Annotated in this window: 15 protein-coding genes and 2 CRISPR repeat arrays; of the genes, 12 read left to right on the forward strand and 3 right to left on the reverse strand. The window is 43.3% G+C overall.

The features are described from left to right. Positions 1-77: 77 nt before the first annotated feature. Entirely contained in the window at positions 78-1,046 is a 969-nt protein-coding gene (locus A6K76_RS08220) for a hypothetical protein (protein ID WP_066463965.1), read from the reverse strand. Between the two features lie 99 nt (positions 1,047-1,145). Between A6K76_RS08220 and A6K76_RS08225 the strand changes: the two genes are divergently transcribed. The 6 genes from A6K76_RS08225 (at position 1,146) to A6K76_RS08250 (ending at position 12,816) form a co-directional block, all read left to right on the forward strand. Beyond that, positions 1,146-1,502 (forward strand): hypothetical protein, encoded by a 357-nt coding sequence (locus A6K76_RS08225; protein WP_066463968.1) that lies wholly within the window; start codon positions 1,146-1,148, stop codon positions 1,500-1,502. A 268-nt stretch (positions 1,503-1,770) separates the two neighbouring features. After that, positions 1,771-3,214: direct repeats of the CRISPR family, unit length 33 nt; unit sequence GTCTCACCTAGCATTAGGTGAGTGGATTGAAAT. 274 nt (positions 3,215-3,488) lie between these two features. Then, on the forward strand, positions 3,489-4,136 hold the full coding sequence (gene cas5c / locus A6K76_RS08230) for a type I-C CRISPR-associated protein Cas5c (RefSeq protein ID WP_066463972.1): 648 nt from the start codon (positions 3,489-3,491) through the stop codon (positions 4,134-4,136). A gap of 17 nt (positions 4,137-4,153) precedes the next feature. Continuing rightward, on the forward strand, positions 4,154-6,079 hold the full coding sequence (locus A6K76_RS08235) for a type I-C CRISPR-associated protein Cas8c/Csd1 (RefSeq protein WP_066463974.1): 1,926 nt from the start codon (positions 4,154-4,156) through the stop codon (positions 6,077-6,079). 21 nt (positions 6,080-6,100) lie between these two features. Then, a complete protein-coding gene (gene cas7c, locus A6K76_RS08240; RefSeq protein ID WP_066463976.1) occupies positions 6,101-6,991 on the forward strand; it encodes a type I-C CRISPR-associated protein Cas7/Csd2 in 891 nt (296 codons plus the stop codon). Continuing rightward, on the forward strand, positions 6,988-9,708 hold the full coding sequence (locus A6K76_RS08245) for a CRISPR-associated helicase/endonuclease Cas3 (RefSeq protein WP_066463980.1): 2,721 nt from the start codon (positions 6,988-6,990) through the stop codon (positions 9,706-9,708). Before cas7c ends, A6K76_RS08245 begins: the two co-directional genes overlap by 4 nt. 170 nt (positions 9,709-9,878) lie before the next feature. Next, positions 9,879-11,657: direct repeats of the CRISPR family, unit length 33 nt; unit sequence GTCTCACCTAGCATTAGGTGAGTGGATTGAAAT. 316 nt (positions 11,658-11,973) lie between these two features. Then, positions 11,974-12,816: a methyl-accepting chemotaxis protein gene (locus tag A6K76_RS08250; RefSeq protein WP_066463982.1), complete on the forward strand. Its 843-nt coding sequence runs from the start codon at positions 11,974-11,976 to the stop codon at positions 12,814-12,816. Between the two features lie 29 nt (positions 12,817-12,845). On the opposite strand, the gene A6K76_RS08255 is transcribed toward A6K76_RS08250, so the two are convergent. Then, positions 12,846-13,115: a hypothetical protein gene (locus A6K76_RS08255; protein ID WP_066463984.1), complete on the reverse strand. Its 270-nt coding sequence runs from the start codon at positions 13,113-13,115 to the stop codon at positions 12,846-12,848. Positions 13,116-13,209: 94 nt separating this feature from the next. Between A6K76_RS08255 and A6K76_RS08260 the strand changes: the two genes are divergently transcribed. The 6 genes from A6K76_RS08260 (at position 13,210) to A6K76_RS08290 (ending at position 24,952) form a co-directional block, all read left to right on the forward strand. After that, a complete protein-coding gene (locus tag A6K76_RS08260; protein WP_066463986.1) occupies positions 13,210-14,193 on the forward strand; it encodes an NADPH:quinone reductase in 984 nt (327 codons plus the stop codon). Between the two features lie 449 nt (positions 14,194-14,642). Beyond that, positions 14,643-16,409 (forward strand): coiled-coil domain-containing protein, encoded by a 1,767-nt coding sequence (locus tag A6K76_RS08270; RefSeq protein ID WP_066463995.1) that lies wholly within the window; start codon positions 14,643-14,645, stop codon positions 16,407-16,409. A 10-nt stretch (positions 16,410-16,419) separates the two neighbouring features. Then, positions 16,420-19,449, forward strand: a complete 3,030-nt coding sequence (locus tag A6K76_RS08275) for a DEAD/DEAH box helicase family protein (RefSeq protein ID WP_066463999.1) — start codon at positions 16,420-16,422, stop codon at positions 19,447-19,449. Then, a complete protein-coding gene (locus A6K76_RS08280; RefSeq protein ID WP_066464001.1) occupies positions 19,415-20,896 on the forward strand; it encodes a hypothetical protein in 1,482 nt (493 codons plus the stop codon). The genes A6K76_RS08275 and A6K76_RS08280 overlap by 35 nt, the downstream gene beginning before the upstream one ends. Continuing rightward, on the forward strand, positions 20,893-22,842 hold the full coding sequence (locus A6K76_RS08285; protein WP_066464003.1) for a hypothetical protein: 1,950 nt from the start codon (positions 20,893-20,895) through the stop codon (positions 22,840-22,842). Before A6K76_RS08280 ends, A6K76_RS08285 begins: the two co-directional genes overlap by 4 nt. After that, positions 22,832-24,952: a DUF2357 domain-containing protein gene (locus tag A6K76_RS08290; RefSeq protein WP_066464004.1), complete on the forward strand. Its 2,121-nt coding sequence runs from the start codon at positions 22,832-22,834 to the stop codon at positions 24,950-24,952. Before A6K76_RS08285 ends, A6K76_RS08290 begins: the two co-directional genes overlap by 11 nt. Positions 24,953-25,014: 62 nt before the next feature. Here A6K76_RS08290 and A6K76_RS16520 read toward each other — a convergent pair. Then, on the reverse strand, positions 25,015-25,287 hold a 273-nt coding region (locus tag A6K76_RS16520; RefSeq protein WP_139108669.1), incomplete at its 5' end, for an IS3 family transposase.

Raw genomic sequence — 25,287 nt, forward strand, 5'->3', positions numbered from 1 at the left:
TTGAGTTAGTCGATGCTTTTATTGCTGTAGCAACATAGAAAGGGAATGTCCGTATGCTGGGCATTCCCTTTTATCATTTACTTCAGCAACTTCTTGCGCTGCGTGAACTTGCTGCGGTTCGCGAATGGCTTGCGTTGTGCGAAGCTTTGTTGCATGCGTTTTTTACGTTGTCGGAACGCTTGCTGTTTCCAGTTAGCTGTTTCGTTTGCTTCAACGATTGGTGTTTTGTGTACGTCGGCGGCTTTAGTAGCTTCGATCGTGAGGTTTAATTCTGTAACTTCTTCTGTTTCAGCAACTTCAGCCTCGATTGGTTTGGCAACTGTTGTTGTGGCTTTTGCTTGCATGACGTTTTGCGTATGTTGGGCAACGACAAGTTTGCGGCTCGTTTCCATAAATACCTCGTATGCTTTGCCTGGGTGGTAAGTTCGGTCAGTCGTGTCAATGCGCTCGCTGCCATTAACGAGTACGATGCTCGGCTCTTCCTCTAGCAGTGGCCAAAGCGGTTCAAACGCAACTGCGGCAGGCTTTGCAAAAAGAGCGGTGAAAAATGACGCGCGCTCCTTCACTGTGCCAGGGTCAAAGCCGATCGTTAACACCCCATGCTTTTCGTGAAAATGGACAGCCCATAAATCCATGAGGCGTCGAATGTGCGTGTTTGCCTTGCTTTTTTGATAGCTGTCTTTTAGCTCAAGGTCGCGCACGTATACGGTTTCGTCTTTTGCGCGTCGGTGAATCGACACAACTGCCTTCGTAATGCGATCGCCGAGCCCGTAGCTAATAATGTGGCGGCTTACATAATTGTACGCAAAGGCACGCTCGACATTTTCTTCTGTCGTCGTCCATTGGCTCGTTGCCTTTTCGCGGTGGCAAAAGAACACGTAGTCAATCGTGTCGTGCGCTTGTTTTAGCTGTTCGACTTGTTGTTTTAAAAATGTTATATTGTGTAGCTGCTCGTCTAGGCGAATGATCGTGCTCGCTGAAAAATGTTCCGCTACTGCTCGTCCAAATGCATTGTCGCTACCGACGATTAAAATTGTCTCTGTCATGTTTCCACCTCTTGTTTTATCGATCGATTATTATCATAGCATAACGTGGAAATGTATGAGAATATAAAGAAATAAGCTGTTGAAAAAGGAGCAATTTAAATGACAAAGCTAGACGCATTAATTGATGCTTACTTAGCAGGCGACACATTATTTCGTTTCGTCTACAAGCCGGCGACAGAAGAATTATTTTTAGAGGACGAATTAGATGAAAGCGACAACGGGCAATTCGTCTATGTGCCGTTTAAAGACGCGCGCGAGCTATATTTAGAAATGGCGGACTTCACGAATCGCCAAGCGCACGATATTGAGCCGGTTTTATACGCCGCGTTGTGCAGCCCAAGCCCGATCGACAAGTTTGAGGAAAAAGTACATGAAATTGGGCTAGACGATTCATGGCAAGCGTGCAAGCGAGATTACGCAGCGAGGCATGTGAAAAATTGGCTTTCACAGTTTTAATATAAAAGGAAGCGGCTACTGAGGTAGTCGTTTTTTTGTTGCCATTAAATAGAAAATAGCATAAACTATTCATAAGTACGTTGCATGAAATCCAAACGATGAACGACGGTGCGAGCCGGAAGTGAACATGAAAACACCGCACTATCCGCACCGATAACGCGTGGTAAATGTGAGCATGTTTGAATGGATTGTAGGGCAAATAATGCAGTGTGCTTTAGAAAAAACATACTTATTTGCTGAAAATGGCATATTTTTTGCGTTTTTGGCAGTCTCACCTAGCATTAGGTGAGTGGATTGAAATGGAAGAATTAGAAGCCGTAGAGGAATCCGAAAACGGTCTCACCTAGCATTAGGTGAGTGGATTGAAATGCTGCAGCATGTCCATCAACGGTGCTTATTTCGTCTCACCTAGCATTAGGTGAGTGGATTGAAATGCCGTAGTGCTTTTGCGGTATGAAAGACCCCAAGTCTCACCTAGCATTAGGTGAGTGGATTGAAATCAAAAATGCTTTTATCTTATTCGCGTTCAGTATCGTCTCACCTAGCATTAGGTGAGTGGATTGAAATGATCCTATTGGTAATGATGTTTACGACGTGTGGGTCTCACCTAGCATTAGGTGAGTGGATTGAAATCTCCAATGTGTTTAGTAATTGTTTTGCTTTTTCTGTCTCACCTAGCATTAGGTGAGTGGATTGAAATAATCGACGAAAATGACGCAACACGTATGCAAGTTGTCTCACCTAGCATTAGGTGAGTGGATTGAAATTTTAAGTACCGTGCTTCTCGCTCCTGCCACCGCGTCTCACCTAGCATTAGGTGAGTGGATTGAAATTAAAAAGATGGTAGGCGCTTTTAATTCGTATCTGGTCTCACCTAGCATTAGGTGAGTGGATTGAAATGTGAACGTCATCAAAAAAATGATGGGCGAATACGGGTCTCACCTAGCATTAGGTGAGTGGATTGAAATATTAGGAATTAAACGACCATTAATGTACGAGTTGGGGTCTCACCTAGCATTAGGTGAGTGGATTGAAATATTAGTAAGTATGAGGTGAAGTCTAGCCCGCAAAGTCTCACCTAGCATTAGGTGAGTGGATTGAAATGTACAGCATTTACAGAAGCGGAACAACGTGTGAAAGTCTCACCTAGCATTAGGTGAGTGGATTGAAATCTTGCTCACCTGAAAGAGATCTGGCGACGGAGTAATCGTCTCACCTAGCATTAGGTGAGTGGATTGAAATAGCGTTGGAAAGCAGTGTGTATATCACACGCTGCACGTCTCACCTAGCATTAGGTGAGTGGATTGAAATAAGCGCTGGGCGTGTAAAGTGCGTTGCAAATGGGTCTCACCTAGCATTAGGTGAGTGGATTGAAATGGTAACTGGCTTTTTTGTTTGTGCGAAAAGGAGAGTCTCACCTAGCATTAGGTGAGTGGATTGAAATGCTCAGATTCAATTAAATCATTAAGTATGGCGCTCGTCTCACCTAGCATTAGGTGAGTGGATTGAAATTTGCATTGGTCTGATGAAGGGAAACGAACGATTATGTCTCACCTAGCATTAGGTGAGTGGATTGAAATTCTCTACTGGTTATTACGCTTATACTTTTTTTAGTCTCACCTAGCATTAGGTGAGTGGATTGAAATCAAGTGGGAGAAAGGTGATGCGACACCGTCATAGTCTCACCTAGCATTAGGTGAGTGGATTGAAATTGACGCATCTTTGCGCATGGTTGCCCGTCTACGTCTCACCTAGCATAGGTGAATCAACAACTTAAACATTGATGAAAAGATTCTCTCTAAAGTTAATTACTCTAGATGGAGTCTTTTTTTATGGGTAAAAAAATAAAATGAGGTAAAAATATGAATTTATATGTGTTTTTAGTAGCTATTTTGAAAGGTTTTTTGATTTAATAAATGAGATAAGGTGATATTTGTCGCGTCATTATGTAGTAGAAGAATGTGCAAGGAAAGATGGTGATAACGAATGGAAAAGTTCAAGCGAGTGGAGTTTGAGGTGAGTGGCAAGCAGGCATTGTTTTCGACACCGAACTCATCAATGAATGGTTATAAAGTAAGTTATTTAGTCCCTACATACTCGGCGATTACAGGAATACTCGAAAATATTTACTGGAAGCCTACAATTAAATATGTCATCGAAGCAGTACGTGTAATGCATGAAATACGCACTGAAGAATATTCGGTGCTGCATTTGCGTGAAACGAAACGTATGAAGCAGCAAGGCATTCATGAGCATTTACAGCCAACTTATGTGAATGAACGTTTAAAAGCGAGTTACACCGTATTAAAAGATGTTAAATATCAAGTGCGTGCACGCTTTGAATTTAACGAGGAACGAGAAGATTTAAAGGAAGATCGTAACGTTGAAAAACATAGCAATATGCTGCAACGTTCACTGAAGCGTGGCGGTCGATACGATATTTGGCTCGGCACGACGGACTGTCCAGGATATGTGAAGCCATGTAAATTTGGCGAAGATGAAGGTTTTTACGATAACAGCGGCACTATTACATTTGAAAAAATGTTTCATAGCTTTCAATATTCGAACGGTCGACGTGTGGGTATCAATGAATTTATTGAGCCAGTGATGAAAAATGGCATTATTCAGTTTTAGCGAAACGAGGTGAGAATATGTATTTAGTAAATAAGTTTGTTGATTACTACGATCAACTAGATGCAAATGGTGAAGTCGGGTTGAGGGATAGTGAGGAAACGGATAATTATTCTGTGCTACCGATTTTCTCCGTTTTTCGGAAAACAGGTGTAGAATTTGTCATTAATACTGAGGGCGAACTGCAAAAGATTATACTTAGCCTGAAAAAAATTCCGTATTTAGGAGATGCGAATGAATTTGTAAGGTCAGGTACTAATGCACCGCCGTATATTTTGTACGATAGCTTTAAATATTTAGCAGAAGAAAAAATAAAGCATCGTTTGCAGGCGTTTGAAAGTTGGTCTGAAATTGAGCCATTACCTGAAAGTGTTACTGCCATTAAATGCTTCTATGAAAAATATTTCATAGAGCCAGATGATAAAGCGATTCAGCAATTCGAAACGGTTATTGCACAACTGATAAAAACGGAACAACTACAAAATGATGAAAAACTTTTTCCTGATTTTCCACTGCAGTCGGAAAAGGGGAGCTTCAACGACAAAGTCACGAACTGGTTTACAGAAGTAATGAGCAAAACGAAAGAAAAAAACTTAAATTATCGCATTAATGTAGAACATCGAACAGAAGTATGGCGCTGTGAGGACACATACCAGTCTTTTGCAACATATAAAAAAAATCTTTTTACGCAAAGTGACGGAACAGTAAGTGCATTGACAGGTAAAAAAATTCAATATTTAGCAAAGAAAAGTATAACAAATATCGAAAAATCTAAATTATTTTCTACTACAAATTTTGTAGACAAACATACGAAAGGTAATTTCCGAGAGCAATTGTATCAATTCGATGCAGTTGAAGAAATGAAATTCGCTGCTATTCTTGATTGGCTACAAGAGAATCGCTCATTTATCAAAACTAATGATGGCGGAATCCTCGGCTGGCGAGATGATCTTTCAACAAAAGAAGATAACGAATTTACGTACTTCCAAAATGCTATTAACGGGAAACGACAAGTCATGAGCGATGAAGTAACACTAAGTGGGTTCAACGTATTATTTTATAGTATTCCAGACAATGGACGTATGTTTGTGACAAATCATTTGTATATCGACGGGAGCAAGTTTCACGGCACCGTGACCGACTGGCAACGAAAAACATTGTGGGTGAATAAACGGAACGAAGCAGTATCGTTTTTTGAGCGAGGACATAAAGCTGTGCTTGATTTAGTATTTGCGAAAAAAGGTGTACTCGTGAATAGCTCTGAACAAAAAAAGAGAGCGCGGTTTGCAAACGAGCTTATTAAGCATAAACTCGAAAATCGTGCCATTCCAACGCTGCTTGTGAAGGAGTTAGAGCAAAATATTTTGGACAACGCCGCGAAAAAGAAGCCGTCTACGGATAAGCAATCGTATGATGAGCAGCTGTGGCTATATTGCGCCATTATTAACAAAAATGATTACGAAGGAGAGTATGAATTGAACTTTACATTACAAAATAGAAGCCGTGATTTTTTATTCGGTGCGTTGCTTGCGAATGCTCATTCGTTTGAACAAAGTGTAGCATATGCTCGCGAGAAAAAAGGGAACGTTAAGGAAGAAGATGAAGTGGAATCATCAGTCAAAGTGACATTTGCACATAAGCGAATGAAAATGATGAAAAACCGTCCGATTGATACGTGGTTAACGATTTATGAGCGTTTAATTCGAGTTTACAAAAAAGAAAAATCACTTCATTTCTTTGAAGCGAATGTTGCGGAAATTTTAGCGCATATGCCAGACGATGGATTTTCAAATGTTCCGCTAAAGCAAGAATATTTACTCGGTTATTCATTGCAGCTACACGATATTAAATTGAAAAGATCACGTAACAAACAAGAAAAAAACGCTACAGTACAAGAGCCGCAAGCAAACGACGATTTACATAGCGACGTATTACTAGAAGATTAAAATATTGGAGGAACGATATACATGGAAAAGGTTGAATATTCAGTTTTATTCGAAGTGAAAAAAGCAAATCCAAACGGGGATCCAGATGGTGATAACTTACCACGCACAGATAGTAATGGCTACGGCTTTGTGACGCAAAATGCATTAAAGCGCAAAATGAAGGATTTATTCGCTGCACAAGGTAACGTGATTTATTTATCAAAAGACAAAGAGGCAGAAGAATTCCAATACCCAGAAGAAAAAATTCAATTTTTAGTAGAGCAAAGCGAAAAGCTCAGTAAAGAAACATTTGCAAGCGAGCTAGATTTTGAGCGTGAAGTGAAGAAGGTGTTATGTGAGGTATATATGGATATTCGTTTATTCGGCTCGGTTATTACAACGAATATGAAATATAAGCTTGGCTCTAAAAAAGGTGACTTAAAAAACACAAACGTATACGGTGCTGTTACGGTAACAGGTGCAACGTCGATTTACCCAATTGAGACCGAGGAGCATGCGACGACGAAGGCAATTCCAACAAAGCGTGAAGCAGCGAAAGGGCAGAACGATACGATGGGTGGTAGCAGTAAATTTGTCAATCATGGACTGTACCGCTTCGATGTATCTGTAAATATGCTAAAAGGTGAGAAAAATGGCGTAACGGAGCAGGACATTAAAGATTTAGAATACGCGCTGCAAAATTTATTTATTAACGATGCAAGTGCTGCGCGTCCAGCAGGCTCGATGAACGTTGTGAACGTCTTTAAATGGCAACATAGCACAAAGCTTGGTGACATCGGTAGTGGTGATATTTTCGCTGCACTAAAAGTCACACCAAAGCCAGATACAATGCCTCTATGTGTAGATGATTACGTTGTGGAGCTAGATCCATCAGCATTGCCTGAAACGGTGACGGTAAGCCAGTTAAAATGACAAATTGCACATTTTATGCACGTTGGTTACGTGTCGGTGAGGAAGTAAAAAAGCAGCGACTAAGTGAGCATTTACTCAATGTGTATGAACATATGCGTCAACAACATGCAGGAGGATTAGATGAAAGTCTACTCCTCCTTGCTTTGTTACATGACATAGGGAAATATCGCCCGACGTTTCAGACGTACATGTTTGATGAAACATCGAAAGCGAAGATGAATCATGCATATTTTGGTGCGAATTTGTTAATGCGTTTAGTAGGTGTTGATGCACGCAAGCTGACATTTGAAGGGAATTGGCTACAACGGACATTTATCGGAAATGGCGATTATACATATATCGAAAGCAAGCAGCAGTACGTCGATGCGTTGTATAGCGCATACAAAAGCGGATTGACACATAAAGTAAAATACGTATCAGAGTTTATGTTATATGATTATTTAACAATGCTTGCAAACATTATTATCGGGCATCATTCGCGGCTAAAAAACGTCGAAGTTCGCCCGACTGAAGCGAAAACGTCATTGCGCGAAGTATTAAAAACACCGTACGCGCTCGGTTTTGAACGAACACAAGGTGTAAAAAAGCCAGGCGAACTAACGGATTACGAAATCAAAAGCATTCACGACGAAATACCTCGTATATTGAAGTTTTTCCAAGATGACTTTCCAAAACATGCGTGTGAAGGTTTTGATACGACAAGTTGCCCGAAACATAACGGAAGTTGCGGACTTGGTGGGTTGACGGAAATGTTAAAGAAGGGCTTTAGACAATATGTCGAGGAGCTGTATTACAAAAATGAGCGTCTATTTTTAAAGAGTTTACACGAGCCATTGGACGAACGTAAGTGGAAAGATATGTTGCAAAAGCAAATTAATATGGATCAAGTATTGTATACGAAATATTTGTTTAGTTTATTAGTGATGGCAGATAGAAAAGATGCGCGTGAATGGACAGAACAGCAGTTAAACAGTGCGTCAAAAAACGATCATCAACGCAATAACAAAGCGTTATGGCAAGCGATGCTACATGCAATGGAGCATAACCTTCGTCACATGCAGGCGACGTTTGATGCTAAAAGTGAAAAAGAGCGAGCGATTTTCCAGTTACGCAATGACATTTCAGATAAAGTTTGTATGAAAGCGTCTAGTGAAAAAGGCATTCGTCAGCTCACGTTACCTACAGGAAGCGGCAAAAACTTTACAGGCTTTCGCTTTGCATTACAGCATGCGATTGCGAATAATTTACAGCGTATTGTGTTTATTATGCCATACATTAGCATTATTGAACAAAATGCAGAGGCATTGCGTACAATTGTGAAAGGTTTCTATTATGAAGGAGTGCCGCTTGAAAATTTTATTGCAGAGTTTCATAGCAACGTGACTTTTGAAAAAGCTGACGAAGAAAAAATGATAGACAATAACCGTTACGCTACTGCGTCAAACGATTGGGATTCACCTGTGATTGTGACGACGATGGTGCAATATTTAGAGTCATGGTACAAAAATGGCGGCACACGCAATAAAAACATCGCATATTTAGGTAATGCATTTTTATTTTTTGATGAAATTCAATCGCTCAGCTTAAGTAAAGTTGTGCCACTCAAAAACGTGCTGCAATTTTCGATGCAACGTCTCGGGTGTAGCGTCGTGTTGTCTACTGCGACACAACCGGACTTACTAAATCCACAGCTATATAAAGACGAGCTGCCATTAATGATTCAGCGAGACGACATCGAACTCATTGAACTACCAGAAAAGACATTACATACGTTTAACCGCGTCACGTTCGACTTGTTTACGTCTCCTTACCGAGAAATCGAGCATGATGAAATGATTGCGAAACTTTTACAGCAATGCCAAACCGCTAAAAATATTCTCGTTATCGTAAACTATAAGAAAGATGCGCGTCTGCTGTATGAAAAAATGAAAGTCGCACTGCAAGAAAAACAGCTCGATCAGATGATTTTGTTGAAGCATTTATCCACGAACATGCATCGTCAGCACATTAATGACACCGTCGATATATTGAAACAACATGTTGGCAAGCATGCGCAAACTAAGCAAAAGCCCATCATTTGCATTAGTACGAATTTAATCGAGGTCGGTATGGATTTGAGCTTTGACAAGTGTTACAAGGAAATTTCGCGTATCGACTCGATTGTGCAAGCAGCTGGCCGCGTCAATCGCTTCGGCAAAAATGCAGAAGGACGTATGACGCTATTCAAGCTATTTGGCAATCCGAAAGTAGATGAATACGGGTTAGGAATAGAAGTCGGTATTAAACTTATTCGTCAAAAATTTGAGCATCAATCTGAGCTAACTGAGGTGGAAATGGGGGAGTTTCATTTACTTGAGCTAGCAGAGGCACGCAAAAATATTTTTAAAGACGGCGCAATTGAGCTTCTTGAAATGCATAAAGAAAATCATTTTCAAAAGCCATTTGCGACATCAGGACGACAATTTAGCGTCATTGAAAAAGGCAACGGTCGCAACATTTTAGTGAATGAACAAGTTGTTGAAGAACTGCTGGCGTTACATCGTCCATTAACAAAAGGTGACTTGCGAACGTTAAATCGCTATTCAGTGTTTGTTTATCATAATCGTTATGAAGAAATGCTACAGCAAGGCATCATAAAGGAAGTTGAACGTGGCACAGAAACATATGCAGTGTTATCCGCACTAGACTATTATGATGAGGAATATGGCTTGATGTAAGTTACTTTTTTCGGTGCGGATGGGAAGTAAACATAAAATCCTTAGCGATTCGCACCAAAAAAAGAGCTGAAATTGAATATTTTTTGGTTTATAATGGAATTTATAACATCCTTTATTCTAATTAGTTGTATTTTTAGGAGGATAAAGACGTTTTTCTGCGACAAATCGCAGTCTCACCTAGCATTAGGTGAGTGGATTGAAATACTGCAGTTAAGTATCTAGCTAACAAGATGCCGTCTCACCTAGCATTAGGTGAGTGGATTGAAATATGCCTTACTTTCAATGGGTTGTATACGAACTCGCGTCTCACCTAGCATTAGGTGAGTGGATTGAAATACTTTTACATAAAGGAAATAGCGCTGCTCAAGTGTCTCACCTAGCATTAGGTGAGTGGATTGAAATCGGTCGGTTTACAACAACTTCTGCGTCTGTTACGTCTCACCTAGCATTAGGTGAGTGGATTGAAATCTCAGTGAAAAAGCGCCAGTATCGTCAACCATCGGTTGTCTCACCTAGCATTAGGTGAGTGGATTGAAATGCTATAGCTTCGGTCTGTACGGTGGTACATTAACAGTCTCACCTAGCATTAGGTGAGTGGATTGAAATTTTTTCACCAACATGCACCCCTTTTAGTGTCGTTGCGTCTCACCTAGCATTAGGTGAGTGGATTGAAATTTGTAGCATATTCTCGATGCCGCTTCTGCGTTTGTCTCACCTAGCATTAGGTGAGTGGATTGAAATTCGATTTTTAACATCAATAACGTTAGATATAACCGTCTCACCTAGCATTAGGTGAGTGGATTGAAATGTAGAGTAGTCAAAGGAGAGATTATGAAATGGTTGTCTCACCTAGCATTAGGTGAGTGGATTGAAATCATTTTGTTGTTAGTAGTGTTTAATGCTCCACCATAGTCTCACCTAGCATTAGGTGAGTGGATTGAAATTTTGCGTACGCAAATGAATAACATCGTCGCAAGGTCTCACCTAGCATTAGGTGAGTGGATTGAAATGACGGTGTGCGTGATATTACCATTTGATACAGAGGTCTCACCTAGCATTAGGTGAGTGGATTGAAATGAACCAACGGAAGCTGGAGACATTATCTGCTTCGGTCTCACCTAGCATTAGGTGAGTGGATTGAAATTAAGTAAGCATCTAGTATTCGAAACAACGTCAGGGTCTCACCTAGCATTAGGTGAGTGGATTGAAATGTTCGACACTCACCACATCGTATGCATTCCCGTAGTCGTCTCACCTAGCATTAGGTGAGTGGATTGAAATGCTTTCGCCATCACCGCAGGTGTCGCTTGCTGTGTCTCACCTAGCATTAGGTGAGTGGATTGAAATGGATCGGTGCTAGTGGAACTTTTGCAGCTCTATCAGTCTCACCTAGCATTAGGTGAGTGGATTGAAATAAGATTCTCAATCAGATATGTATTGGTAAATTGTCTCACCTAGCATTAGGTGAGTGGATTGAAATACGTTAAGGCAAACATCAGCGAAGCGATGGCGGAGTGTCTCACCTAGCATTAGGTGAGTGGATTGAAATCTGGTCGTCGTCTACGTCAATCAGTAGCAAACTGTCTCACCTAGCATTAGGTGAGTGGATTGAAATTGCAATACGTTCAGCTAGCGTTAATCGCTTCTCACGTCTCACCTAGCATTAGGTGAGTGGATTGAAATTGTAATGTCGCATCTTCAATCGTAGACAGCCATTGTCTCACCTAGCATTAGGTGAGTGGATTGAAATACGTCCGCGTGCGGGTAAACGTCATTTACGTTGTGTCTCACCTAGCATTAGGTGAGTGGATTGAAATTGCTAAAAGTCGGACGTAATCCGCGCCATCGCGTCTCACCTAGCATTAGGTGAGTGGATTGAAATTGATGTGGCACATATGATAACACCTAAACGAGTTGTCTCACCTAGCATTAGGTGAGTGGATTGAAATTTAGTTCGACGTTGCAACCGTCATATATGCTATAGTCTCACCTTGTATGTGGCAAATGAGTTGAAGCTCGTAGCTATATATGTCGCAAAATAGAATTAAATTGAATAGTAGTCAAAATGACACGAAAGATGTACAAAATTTGAATGTGATTTTGCACATCTTTTTCTTTTTATTGGAATTATTGTGAATGGCACACTTTTAAATCATGTGTTATAAGTAATGCAATGTAAAATAAAATGATAATATTTTAGTTCAAACTATATACTTCCACTTCTTTGTGCTTATAATTGAAGTATGAAGTAAAGGAGGCGTTTCAATGAATGCGCTGGAAGCAAAAGCGCTTGATACAACAGTTCAATTTTATGTGGAACAAGCAGCGACGATAAAGCAATTATTTAATGACGATGTGGAGATTGTCGTAACGGATCGAAGTAAGGTATTAGAACAAATACAATCTGATGAAATTCCAATTGAAAGCTCAAAAGGACGTACGTTGCAGCCGAATGAGCCGCTCATGCAAGTGATGCGTAGTAAGAAGTCACAAGTGATGTACATACCAAAGGAGTTGTACGGTGCGCCACTCATTGCGACGATGGTACCGTTTTGTAATAAGGCAGGAGAGGTCGTTGGTGGTTTAGCAATTAGTCGCAGTACGTCGAAGCAAACGATTTTAACGGAAGTGGCACAGCAATTTGCACAGTCATCTGAAGAAATTGCAACATCGACGTCGCAGCTAGCCGCTTCGTCTTCGAACTTCATCAATTATATGGAAGATTTATCGAACTCCCAGCACGAAATGAGTGTGCAAGTAGAAGAGACGACAAAAATTTTAGATATGATTAATAGTGTGGCGAAAAATACGCGCGTGCTCGGCTTTAATGCAGGTATTGAGGCGGCGCGTGCAGGTGAGTTTGGGCGAGGGTTTGGCGTTGTGGCGAAGGAAATTACGCGACTTGCGGATCAAAGCGCCGAATCGGTAAATGACATTCATCAGCTGCTGCAAGAGTTAAATCGAAAAGTGGAAAACGTCGTGAACATTGTGAACGGGGCGATGGATTTGTCTTCGAATCAGTCTGAAATTATTCATGAAATTGCAGAGTCAATCCAAACGTTAACAGCGGGCGCAGAGGAAATTGAAAAGCTCGCGCAAAAAATGTAAGTACGAACGGAAAAGCAGCTTGAACTAGCTCAAGCTGCTTTTTCTTTTTTTGCGTAAACGCTGCGCATAATCGCACAGCCGACGAAACCACCGAGTGATACGCTAATGAACATAAACAAAAAGCCCATCGATGTCCAACCGTCCGCAGTTATGTAGTTGACGAGCGCGTTTATGCCACTAACGAGCGTTAAAATGATCGCAGGCATCCATGAAAATTGTTGCGTGCGCTTGTAGCGAAACGATGTGAGCCACGCTGCAAGTGCTACGACGATAAGAAATAATACGACAAATCCCCACATACAACATTCCTCCTTTTCTATTATTATACTAATTGTTGTCAAAAAATCGCTCAATTCCGATAATTTGTTTTATAATAAATGAGAGGTGAGGAACATGAAAGCAATTTTAATTAAACAATTTGGTGGCGCAGAGCAGCTGCAACTCGGAAACGTTTCGCTGCCATGCATACATGAGCACCATGTAAAGGTGAAACTACATGCGGCAGGAATTAACCCGAGCGATGTGTATACTGCAACAGGTACATACGCGGTGAAGCCGAATTTACCGTATACACCTGGTAATGACGGAGCAGGAGTTGTCGTAGAAGTTGGGGCAGACGTGAAAAATGTGCAAGTTGGCGATCGTGTGTTTGTCGTTGGTGGTAAAAGTAAAGTGTTTACAGGAACGATGGCAGCAGAAATGGTATGTGAGGCAACAGCTGTTCACCCGTTACCTGAGCATGTTTCATTTGAGCAAGGAGCAGGGTTAGGTGTGCCAGCGTTAACGGCGTATCGTGCGCTTGTAGATCGTGCGCAAGTGAAGGCAGGGCAAACAGTATTCATTCACGGGGCAAGCGGTGCAGTTGGTTTAATCGCTGTACAAATGGCGAAGCATCTCGGTGCGACCGTTATTGGTACAGCGAGTCGTGAAGAAGGGAAGGCACTTGTGAAAGAAGCGGGTGCGGATATTGTACTCGATCATATTACAGAAGAAACGGTTGCGTCTGTACTCGATGTAACGAACGGTGAAGGACCAGATGTTATTATTGAATTTTTAGCGAACGTCAATTTACAGGCGGATTTAATGCTTGTGAAAAAACGCGGCGTTATCGTTGTGATCGGCAATCGCGGCGACATTACGATCAATCCACGTCTTATGATGCAAAAGGAATGTGACGTGCGCGGTATGGTGCTATGGAACATGACGCAAGAAGAGTACGAAGCAGTAGCAACAGGTGTGACGACGATGTTGCAGCAACAAGCATTTGCACCGGTCGTACGTCAAGCATTCCCGTTTGAAGAAGCAAGTGCCGCATTCCAAGAAGTCATTGACGGCACAGGGAACGGAAAAGTCGTTGTAACGATGGAAGGGCTATAATCAATTGAAGGCGTAAGCGACATGCTTGCGACCTTCTTTTTTTATGCGATTTCGGCTGGAGCAACCAACATAGTCGTTCATCACCGAAAGTTTGGGAGAACAAATCAAATGCGATGTTACTCGTAGTGGAGAAGCTGACTCTCGCGGAAAGCATGCCTCACAACGAAGAGCAACCCAAAGTTAGGGTGAAGAGCCAAAATAGTGTTAAAAATATAAGTATATTTACATCTATTGTACGACCTTTAGTATTGATTTTTATAGACATGTTGTATAATGATATAGGTAATAAAAACCAATTTATCATTAATGCTTAGTAGCGCGCTGTCGTGAATGGTTGGAAAGATACAGTAGGACAAAAATCGCTTTCCATTACGTGATGAAACGAAGCTGTGTCTATTAATAACCAAGCAGCTTCGTTTTTTACGTATGGTAGTGAAGGAGGTAGCGAAATGAATGAGCTTGAGCAACGAATAATGCAGCCGCATGTCGTCGAAGTGTTTGAAGCGTTTGTCGGCACATTTTATACGAACTTATATCATTATTTGCTCGATGAAATGGAAAATGAAGCGTTTCGTGAAGCGTTGTTAGCAGCACATGAGCAGTTGAAATGCCAGCTACAGCAATACATTGATCCGATGTTTACCGTCAATGTGCGCGATATGGCACAAATTGAGCAGCTGCATTATATGAAAGAAGCATATACACAAATGGCGGCGTGCTGTGCCGATTTTCAGCGTGACGTGTCGGCCCTTTTACAGCAGCACTTTCCGAATAAATATCCTGATTATTTTTATGCGACGTATGAGCAAACGAAGCAGCTACAACTAGACGTGCAGCAACTATTGCAAGACGTAGACGCATTGCAGGACGATTTGCAGCAACGTGAAGCGGAACAAGCCGCATTAGAGCAACAGCTACGTCAACACGAAGCGCAACAAAACGAGCTAGAGACGCAGCTACAGCATATGAACGAACAGCTTACCGAACAAGCGCAAGTCGTCGCACAACTGACAGAGGAACGCGACGCTACAGAGGCGAGCTATGAGCAAATAAAGGAAGCGCATACAAAGCTTGAAGCGCAGTATGAGGAAGCGCTCGATAAAATAACAGAGCTGCGCAATGTGTTACAACAAGCCGAGCAGGAGGAAAGTCGCTTACATGCGCACAACGAGGAGTTGCAAGCACGACACGACGATTTAGTGGAGCAGCAGCGTGTAAGCGAGGAAGAGCTACATAGTTGGAAGCAGCGAATGATTGTGCAAGTGAACAATTTTACAACGCTTGAGCATAAACAGAAGCAGCTACAGGAGGCGCATGATGTATTAACGGAGCAACATGAGCAGCTAAAAGGTGAGCATCATACGTTGCGACGTGATAACGAGCAGCTAGCGGAAGAAAAGGCGCTATTGGAAGAAAAGCAAACATCGATCGAAGCAGCATACGAGCAGCTAAAAAGCGAACATCATGCGTTGCAACATAATAACGAGCAGCTAGCGGAAGAAAAGGCGCTATTGCAAGAAAAGCAAACATCGATGGAAGCGGCATATGAGCAGTTAAAAAACGAGCATCATACGTTGCGACGTGATAACGAGCAGCTACAGGAGGCGCAGCGCAACGTGTCGACAAAGCAATCCGAGGAGCTTCAGCAACAAAACGAATCGTTGCAGGAGAAGTTGTATGAATTGCTCAAGGAGAAAGAATTGTTACAGCAAAGTGAGCAAATCGAACGAGGGAACAATGCGCGCGTTCACGAGCTGGAGCAAAAGTTAAAGGAGCTAGAGGATCGTCAGCAAAAAGAAGTAGAGCAGTTAATGAGACGCTTGCAAAATTTAGCAACAATGAATCAACAAAAAGCAAGAAATTTACTTGAATTAGATCAGCGATATAAAAAGTTAGAAGAAGAAAAAATGCAGTTGCTGCAATATATCGATCATTCTAAACAGTTCGTGTCAGATGCTAAAAAAGATGGGGAAATTCAAGCGTTGCAGGAGGAAGTGAATCAGCGGTTAGAGACCGAACATAACTTGCGCCGTCAATTGAATGAATTGCAGCTACAGCTGTTGAACATTGGCACCGAACAGTTGAAAACGAATGCAGAGGGAAGCAGCTCGTATTGGGAAGAGCAATATAAAAAAATCGTCGAGCGTTACAAACAAGATACAGGTACGTTAAGAAAAGAAATTGTAGAGATTACTAAAAAATTGAGACGACAATAGGAGGGATATGATGTACCGCGTAAAAGGAAACGGTTTGCACTATACGATGAACGTTTATGCTCAACAGCCAGATATATGGGCAGTCGGGCAGCGCGTCACATTCCGTCATGAGGCGAATATAATCGTTGCATACGTCGAGCATGAGCGTATCGGCGAAGTGAAAGATGTAAAAGAAGGGAACGTCATTCGTCACATTTTGCAGCACGCATTGCCGTATTATGCATCGGTGCAAGCGTCCCATAACAATACGATTGCCGTTGAGCTTGTGCGTCCGATTAAAATTGAGCGAGCGCGTGAGACGATTGCGATTAACGTGTCGCAAATTCAAACGTTACATGAGCAGCGATATGAAGCAGTGACGTTGCCTTTATATGAGCAGCCGCTCGTCTATATCGCACATCATGAAAAAAATGGTAAATATTATTTGTTCGGTCGTCCGGAGCATAAGCCAACTGTGCTCGTCTTAAAGTGGGAGCAAGATCAGCTATTTGCGGAGGCGGAAGAGCCGATAACGTACAAGGCGGATGAAAAAGAAAAGTTGTTGCGCAGTGCGAAAGTGTTTGCCGCTCGCGTGACGTTTTATGAAGGAACGTCGGAACAGACGAGCGTGGAGCCGCCGTTTAGCTTGCACTTTGAAAAGGAGGCGCATTACTTAGCGGCGTGGGAGCAATATATGCAATTTGAGCGACGAAAAATGAACGAAATTGTCGACAGTTGTAAGCCGCTACAGTATACGAAATTCGATGTCGCATACGGCAAAGTTATTTTTACGTTAAAGTCTGGGCAAACGGTTGAAGAATGGGAGCGATATGCGCAGCAAATTACGGTCGAATGTACAGCAAATGGCAAGCCGTATCGACTCGGTGCATTGCGTACAATTTCTAGCAGTAAAATGGAAGTCGATGTGGCGATTGAGGACATTTTAGAGCGACTGCCGTATGACAAAAAAGGGACGCTGCACGTAAGTAGTACGTTAGAGGAAGTAGCACAGCGTCGACGCGATCACGCGCTGAAAAAAACGAAAGCAAGCACGTCGGTCATTACCGATTTAGGAAAATATTTAGCAAATCCAGCGACAGTCGAGCCGATTCCACAGCGTACGCACAGTTTTCCGATGGCGAATGTGCCGACGTTAGTAAACGGCAAAAAAGCGGATTTTCAGCAGGAGGCAGCCATTACAGCAGCGCTTAATACGAACGACCTCGTGCTCATTCAAGGACCTCCAGGAACGGGGAAAACGTCGGTCATTCAAACGATTATGAAATGTTTATTGCAGCTAAATCAAAAAGACATTTTAATTACGTCGTATCAGCATTTAGCGGTTGATAATGCGATGCAAGGGTTGACAGAGCAAGGGGTAATTGCACATCGATTCGGCGGCCAGACGTATCAGCAGCAGCTGCTAAAAACGTATGAGCAAATTGTAAAGCGCATCGTTGAGCCGATTCAAAGTCGCCAAATTATTGAAGTGCCCGAAAAGGAATTTTTAGAGCAGCTACTTATCGAGCTTCAGCGCTTTGAAACGAATGCATTAACGGCGACGCACATACAGCGATTGCAGCATTACGTTGAAGATATAATGAGTGATTTTGACTTTCCGATTGTGGCGTTTCAAAGCTGTCAGCAGTTGCTTAATGCATTGCCGATTATCGATGACGAGCCAGCAGCTGCATTTCCTACGTCGCTTACGCATATGTATGAGGCGTTGCCAAAAAAAGCAGCTAGCATTCAAAATCGTGAGCATATTCAAGCATGGCAAACATTCCATCAGCAAATGAGCAAGTTTATGCAGCAGGAGCAGCACGCCTCGAAGCTGTTAAAAACGTTATTAACGTTGCGTACGAAGGCGATGCTACATAAACAAAATGACGAATGGTTAGCGCAAATGGACGATGTGTTGCAGCAGCTACAACGGATGTATGAGAAGGCAATGCAGCAAGTACAAGCACCGGAGCAAACGTATGACGATGTGAAAGAGGCGTTACGTTTATGCATTGTCGAGCTACATGAAGCGCTCGAGCAAACGACGATTTCATTTGCATCGAAGGAAGAGGAAATTTTGCAGCATTATGCGAAGGCGCTGCAAGCAAACCCGCTTGACGTTGCGGAAATGATGGGGCGCTACGCACAAGTGAAAGGGGCGACGTGTCAGCAAACAGTAGCGCAGCGTCACGGTATGTACGATGCGATTTTTGATGCGGTCATTATCGATGAAGCGGCGCGAGCGAATCCACTCGATTTATTAATTCCGATGACGCTCGGTAAAAAAGTCATTTTAGTAGGTGACCATAAGCAGCTGCCGCACATTTTAGAGCCGGACTTTGAAAAGGAGCAAACGATCGACAAGGAGCAATTTGACGAGCTGTATACATATAGTTTGTTCGAGCGTTTATATAACGGTTTACCATCGTCGAAAAAAGTAATGCTTAAGCAGCAGTTCCGTATGCATCCGCATATCGGGCAACTTGTGAGCGAGCTGTTTTATCCAGAAGGGCTGACGCATGGCTTACGTGAGGACGCGCTGCCAAACGAAAGCGGTGTGTATGACGGACATCACGTTGCATGGTTGGACGTGCCGCATGCGCTCGGCGGTGAAGAAGGGCGCTATCGCAACAAAGCGGAGGCAGAGGCAGTCGTCACAATTGTGAAGCAGCTATTAATGGATGCGAAAAACATCGGTAAAATTAGCGTCATTACGTTTTATAGTGAGCAAGTGACGTTGCTGCAGCAATATTTAAGTAGCAACGGGTTAGCAGAGCAAGTGGAGCTTGGAACGGTCGATGCATTCCAAGGAAAAGAAAATGATATTGTCATTTTATCGACGGTACGCAGCAATACGTATAACAAAGCGAGCCGGGCACTTGGATTTTTACGCTCGCCGAACCGCTTCAACGTTGCGCTATCACGTGCTCGCTCGCTGCTAATAATCGTAGGTGATCATAAAACGTTGCAGCAAGAGCACATGTTTCAGCAAACGTATGACTATGTAAAGGAGTGTGGCTACGTTGATCGATATCGTGGAGCTAAGCATTTCAGCTAAAAAAAATCGACAAGCAGCGCCCGATACGCAATACGTTTACTATCCAGTAAGCGTTGTGCCGGTCAAATATTGGGCGGTTGAAAAGGAGGAGCTAAGCATCGTCGCAAAAACGATGTTACAGCTTTGCCAATTAAAACCATTGTCGCGCGCGCAGCTAATGGAAAAATTAAATATTCCACCGCAATGGTCGTACGTCATTGAGCAGGAGCTAAACAACTTGTTAATGAAAGGTATTGTGCATGAACGTAACGGCATGATGTACGAGACGATCGATCAGCCAGAGCCGTTACAGCACGTATATAAAAGCGGCTACATGTTTTTTGACGAAGTGCGCTGCAAGTTTTTTGAGTACGTGCATGAAGGGGAATTAATGACGTCATACGACATCGAGCCACCGTTTATGTTAGAGCGCAATACGATGTTTAGTAAAGAGTTTTACGACAGCAGCACGTGCGATGAGCAAATGAAGCTCGCTGTAGCGAATTTCAATGAGCATAAAGCGAAATATTTTGAAGAAGGTGTCACGGTTGAGGAAGCGGCAATTAAAACAGCGGACGTAACGCACATTTCGATTGAGAAGCGACCGTTTACGTTTGTGAAGAAAGGCTGTTACATGCCGATTCAGCTACAAGCAGGCGACGTATTTTATTCGGTAGAAGGGATACCGTATCAAAAGCCGGAAGTCATTTCACCGTTCATTAAGCAGCCGTCTGTCGTGCTACAAACGGTCATTGAAGCGCAGCCAAAAGGAAAAGAGGCAATCGAATGGCTCATTGCGGAAAGTGAAAGCGTGTTTTCGCAGCAATTTGAGGAAGCGGAAACGTTGCTTGAACGCATTGAGGAGCGCTTACAAGGTGTGAAAATATGCGATGCCGTGTTTGAATATTTACAGTTAAGCGAGCAGGCAGTCATGAATGCGGAGGCAGGAGAGCGATCGCTTGTTGCGAGCCGTCCTGCGATCATTAACAACTTTAACTTAACGATTGAAGCAACGATGAAGCCACTCGTAGCAAGCATTCAGCCGTTTGACGTGCCGGAGCAATGGAAAAAGGAGCATAAAAAACGCCAGCTGCCGAACTACATCGAAAAGCTATTTTATGAGCTGCGTACCGACTTGCCGAGCAGCTTGAAGTCAAACATGAAGACGATCGCAAACAAAATGGTAGAATACGGTGCGCTCGAACGCGTGCACATATACGGCAATCGCGACTATATGGCGGCGTTGCTGTTGCATGACCGCGTTCATCGGAAATATTGGTTTAACGAGCTGAAGGAAGCACCGCATTATTTACAAAAGCTAGAGCGCATCGTGTCGTTACGTAACGATCACGGCGGGCATCATAACGACTATTTATTGCAACTGTCTGACGAAGCATTTTATAAGCTATTGCATGAGCTACATGACGACGTATATGCGATTATTCGATTTTTGGAGGGAAATAGATGATGAACAAAACAGATGAATTATCGCTTTTGCAGCTTGAGTACGACACGTTAAAACAGAAGTGTGAAACGTATGAGCGACAAATTGAAGAATTTCATAAAAGACAATCGATCGTGGAGTATTATGAACAATTAGAACAACAATACGAACAGCAGCTAGCGATTGCCGAGCAGGAAAGTAAAAGCAGCGTCGAGGAGCTAGAGCAGCAGCTACATGCATTACAAGCGCGCTACGATGAGCTAGAGCACGCATTGACGAGCGCGAAGGCAGAAATGGAAGCGCTAGATGAGGAACGCGGGCAATTAGTCGAAGCGGCAGAAGCGATTGAAGAAGACCGCGAGCAGCTAGAGGAGGAGCGTGAAGCGTTTGAACAAATGAAGGAAGCTTTTTCGTTAAGCGATGCGATGGAAATGAAGCGCAAACTCGACCGTTTACAGCAAAACTACGACCGCGTATTAGCGTTTTCAAAAGATTTACAGCAAAAGCTGACGGAGCATGAGCTGGCACAAGATTACATCGCCGAGCTTGAAGCGAAGCAAACGTCGTACGAGCAAGAAGTGAAGCGGCTTGACGACATCGTGCGCACGTATCGCCAAGCAGAAATTGATTGGGCGCGCTTGCAGGAGCAAAAGGAGGCGTACGAATTTTTAAAGCAGCAGCACGACACGTTAAGCGCATTGTACGACAAGCAGCAAATGGAGCTTGCGCAAGTGCGAGATGAGCTGCTACAAGCACTTCATGATGCAGAGCGCGTAACGGCGGCGGAAAATAAAAGCGCCTTTTATGAAATTCGACTGCGCAGCTTGCAGGCGGAGCTACAGCGTCTTCAAAAGAAGGAAAAGGACGCGATTGCAGATGAGAGCCGCATGTTTGAAAGCTTCCAGTTATTAATTGAGCAAGCAGCGAAAACCGCACCGTCGATCGCCACATATCCAGGCGATGCAGTAGCGTACGAGCGCATTTTACAAGCGGCGGAGCAAGGAAGCTACGAGTTTTCGCCTGCAATGGTGCAAGGCTTTTTAGCGGCGATGCGCAGCACACGCTTCATCATTTTAAAAGGGCTTTCTGGTACAGGGAAAACGAGCTTGCCAAAAATTGTGGCGCACGCATTAGGTGGCGTATGCGAAGTCATTGCGGTGCAGCCGAACTGGAAAAGCAAAACGGATTTAATCGGTTTTTACAATCATTTCAACGACCGCTTCATGGCGACGCAGTTTACCGAAAATTTATTAAAAGCACAGCTGCCGGAAAATAAAGATAAGTTTTACTTTATCGTGCTCGATGAAATGAACTTAGCGCGCGTCGAGTATTACTTCTCAGATTTCAACTCGAAGTTAGAGCTCGAGGAAAGCAAGCAGTTTGTCGAGCTGTTCGATACGGTCGGACGTACATCGGGTGCATTGTCGGATTACGTCATGGATGGCAATAAGCTGCGCATTCCACCGAACGTTTTTTTCATCGGTACGATCAATGAGGACGATTCAACGTACACGTTAAGCGATAAAATTTACGACCGTGCGCAAGTGCTCGACTTCCAAGCGGCCATTAGCGAAAAAATTGGGGACATTTCGAAAATTGAAGCGATGCCAGCCGTGAGCTTTACAGGCTTTAAGGCGCAGCAACAAAACGTGCAAAAGCAAAGCGTGGTGAAAATGTTGCGCACGATTGACGATGTGCTAAACGTACTAAGTGAGCGCTTATACATTGAAATCGGCAATCGCCCACGCCGTCATATGCAAGCATTTTTACAAACGTATGCGGCGAATAAATGGTCGGAGCAGCAAGCAATTGACTTGCAAATTGTATCAAAAATTGTACCGAAAATTATGCCAAGCTACGACGAGGAATTTGAGCAGGCGATGGACGATATTATTCGCATCGTACAAGCGAATGATCCAGCATCACAAGCTGCGCGCGCCATTGAAAAGGTGAAGCGTCATGCAAAGTAACATTCGCTTTATGTGTCGCGATCGCTGGGTAAATGCAGCGTTTCATGAGCATGACGAGCAAGTAATCGTCAGCTTATATCGCTACGAATTTCGCATAGAAGGTGACGACATGTGCGCGCTGAAAACGTTGCGCATAAACGATGAACAATTTCATTCATTTCGTGAGCACGAGCAGGCGTTGACGTTTACGTTCATGTCGGTGAAGGAAAACAATCGGCTCGTATTAACATATGAGCTAGACGGGCAGCAACAGCAAGCGGCATTTTTCGTTCATGCGGAAAAAGCGCTCTTGCCGACGACCGATTATTTACAAAAACTACAGCAGCAATTTAGTAAATGGCAACGCAACGTCGAGCAATATGTCGAAAAAAACGACGCGCAAGCAATCGAGCTCGAGGCGTTTTACGAGGACGAGCAATGGCAAGTGACGTTTGAGCAGCTAAAGGCGAAGCTACAGCACGAGGCGGACGGCATTTGGTATTACGTATATCGCCGCGACATTATTAAGCATTTACAAAACATTTTGCGCAAACCGAAAGTGAAGCTCATTAGCGAGGAAATGCTCGTCAATGCATCGGAGCTTGACGTCATTACGCCGCGCACGATCGAGCATTTTATGAAAGATACGACGACGTGGGCACGTTCAGCGCTCGGACGACCAGTGCCGCAACAACTAATTAAAGAAGTGAATGAAGAATCGATCGATATTTACGAAAATCGCTTCGTCTACACGTTTGCGTATCATTTAGAGCGCGAAATGCGACCGATATTGAAGGAGCTACGCACGCATTTACATACGATTCAAACGAAAAAGGTGACGAACGAGCGCCAAGTAATGCTTAACATTTTGCGCGAACAGGCGGAATATGAAAACTTAGAGCTAAACGAATATGAGCTGTTTTTTGACGACGTGCATCGCCAGCTAAAAACGCTATATCGTCTCGTGCGCCAAACGATACAGCAATTCCGTGAGCTAAAAAAAATGAACGGCTTCGTGCAGACGAACCAAGTGCTCCTTTACAACAAAGACTACAATACGCTATATCGTTTGTATAACAAGTTTATGCGCGCGCGCTTGCAGCGACAACAAAAGGAAAGTGACTTCATTGACTATACGCGCTACTATACGGACGAAGTATTTTTTACGATCGTGCGTCAACTACAGCGCATGCAGTTTGTACATGATGGACCGTTGCACGTACCGTTAAGCGATGATGTAACGACGTATCCGTTCGCTGACGTTGCTTCGTTTACGCTAACGCATGAAACGGAGCCGATTGCGCTGACGCTACACCGCGAGCATTATACGATTACGCTTGCGATTTTGCACGAGGAGCAGATGCAAAAAACGATTGTATTCGTGCCGAGCATCGTGAGCTTTCACCGACGCATCGACGACCGACATATTGATGCGCTTTATGAATACCCGCGCACTATACAGCCGCAAGAGGAGCTAAAGCGCAAAAAAAAGAAGGAAGTCGTGCAGCAAGAAACGCGCGATGTGTTGATCGTCTATCCAGCTGAGACAGCAGATGATTACGAGCAACATATTCGTTATGAGCAGCTACATCGCGTCGTCACACTCGGCACGAACTTCATTACGCCGGAGCATTTTGAGCAGTTTGGTGACATGAAGTACGGTGTGTTTCCGTACACGATGGGCAACGCGACGCATCCATTTTTCAGCCGCTTTATGCGCATGCAGCTTGTGAAGCTCGGCGTTCGCTCGCACTGCTTCATCTGTGGTGCAAAAGGACGACAAATGGATAACGGCGACTACGTATGCACGAATGAGCAATGTGACAGCGAATGGGGACAGCGCGATTGCCAATGCGGGGCGCCGCTGCATAAAATGCAAAAGCGGAGCGACAAGGAAGATGCGCTGTTAACGGAGGAGCAAGAGCGTGAATATGAGCAGCAGCGTGATGCCGTTTGGCTGTTTCATAAAGAATCGATTACGGCACAGTTTGGTTTAAGCAACATTTGTGAAAATGCGCGTTTAGGCACGAGCTTTTTCACAATTTGCCCGAACTGCGGTGATTGTAAGCAGCAATCGAAAATCGGACGTATATGCAAGCGCTGCGATGCGGTCGAGCGTTGTCAAGCGTAAATGAAAGATGAAAAGGAGCGGCTAATATGGTCCCCAAGTCAAGGACAAACTGAAAAAAGGGTTTAGGCTACTAGGAGATGGTTTCTGTATTGTACAGGAGCCATCTTTTTTAGATTCCATTGATAGCGGTAATTATTGTAGTAGACCATGTAGTGATCGATTTTATTACGTACTTCTTGAAGCGTTTTAGTCGTGCTGAAATCAACCTCGTCTTTTAAGTGTCCGAAGAAGGATTCTTGTGGGGCGTTATCCCAACAGTTTCCCCGACGTGACATCGATTGACCAAGTTTGTAGTGCTTTAAAAGCTTTTGAAATTTTGGGCTTGTATAATGTAC

Origin of the sequence: Caryophanon latum, from assembly GCF_001700325.1 — a bacterium.
GTDB classification, from domain to species: Bacteria; Bacillota; Bacilli; order Bacillales_A; family Planococcaceae; genus Caryophanon; species Caryophanon latum.

Coding starts and splice junctions, on each gene's coding strand:
- A6K76_RS08250 (WP_066463982.1), top strand. CDS start 11,974: ATGAATGCGCTGGAAGCAAAAGCGCTTGATACAACAGTTCAATTTTAT.
- A6K76_RS08225 (WP_066463968.1), top strand. CDS start 1,146: ATGACAAAGCTAGACGCATTAATTGATGCTTACTTAGCAGGCGACACA.
- A6K76_RS08220 (WP_066463965.1), bottom strand. CDS start 1,046: ATGACAGAGACAATTTTAATCGTCGGTAGCGACAATGCATTTGGACGA.
- A6K76_RS08275 (WP_066463999.1), top strand. CDS start 16,420: ATGTACCGCGTAAAAGGAAACGGTTTGCACTATACGATGAACGTTTAT.
- A6K76_RS08235 (WP_066463974.1), top strand. CDS start 4,154: ATGTATTTAGTAAATAAGTTTGTTGATTACTACGATCAACTAGATGCA.
- A6K76_RS08290 (WP_066464004.1), top strand. CDS start 22,832: ATGCAAAGTAACATTCGCTTTATGTGTCGCGATCGCTGGGTAAATGCA.
- cas7c (WP_066463976.1), top strand. CDS start 6,101: ATGGAAAAGGTTGAATATTCAGTTTTATTCGAAGTGAAAAAAGCAAAT.
- A6K76_RS08255 (WP_066463984.1), bottom strand. CDS start 13,115: ATGTGGGGATTTGTCGTATTATTTCTTATCGTCGTAGCACTTGCAGCG.
- A6K76_RS08285 (WP_066464003.1), top strand. CDS start 20,893: ATGATGAACAAAACAGATGAATTATCGCTTTTGCAGCTTGAGTACGAC.
- A6K76_RS08245 (WP_066463980.1), top strand. CDS start 6,988: ATGACAAATTGCACATTTTATGCACGTTGGTTACGTGTCGGTGAGGAA.
- cas5c (WP_066463972.1), top strand. CDS start 3,489: ATGGAAAAGTTCAAGCGAGTGGAGTTTGAGGTGAGTGGCAAGCAGGCA.
- A6K76_RS08260 (WP_066463986.1), top strand. CDS start 13,210: ATGAAAGCAATTTTAATTAAACAATTTGGTGGCGCAGAGCAGCTGCAA.
- A6K76_RS08270 (WP_066463995.1), top strand. CDS start 14,643: ATGAATGAGCTTGAGCAACGAATAATGCAGCCGCATGTCGTCGAAGTG.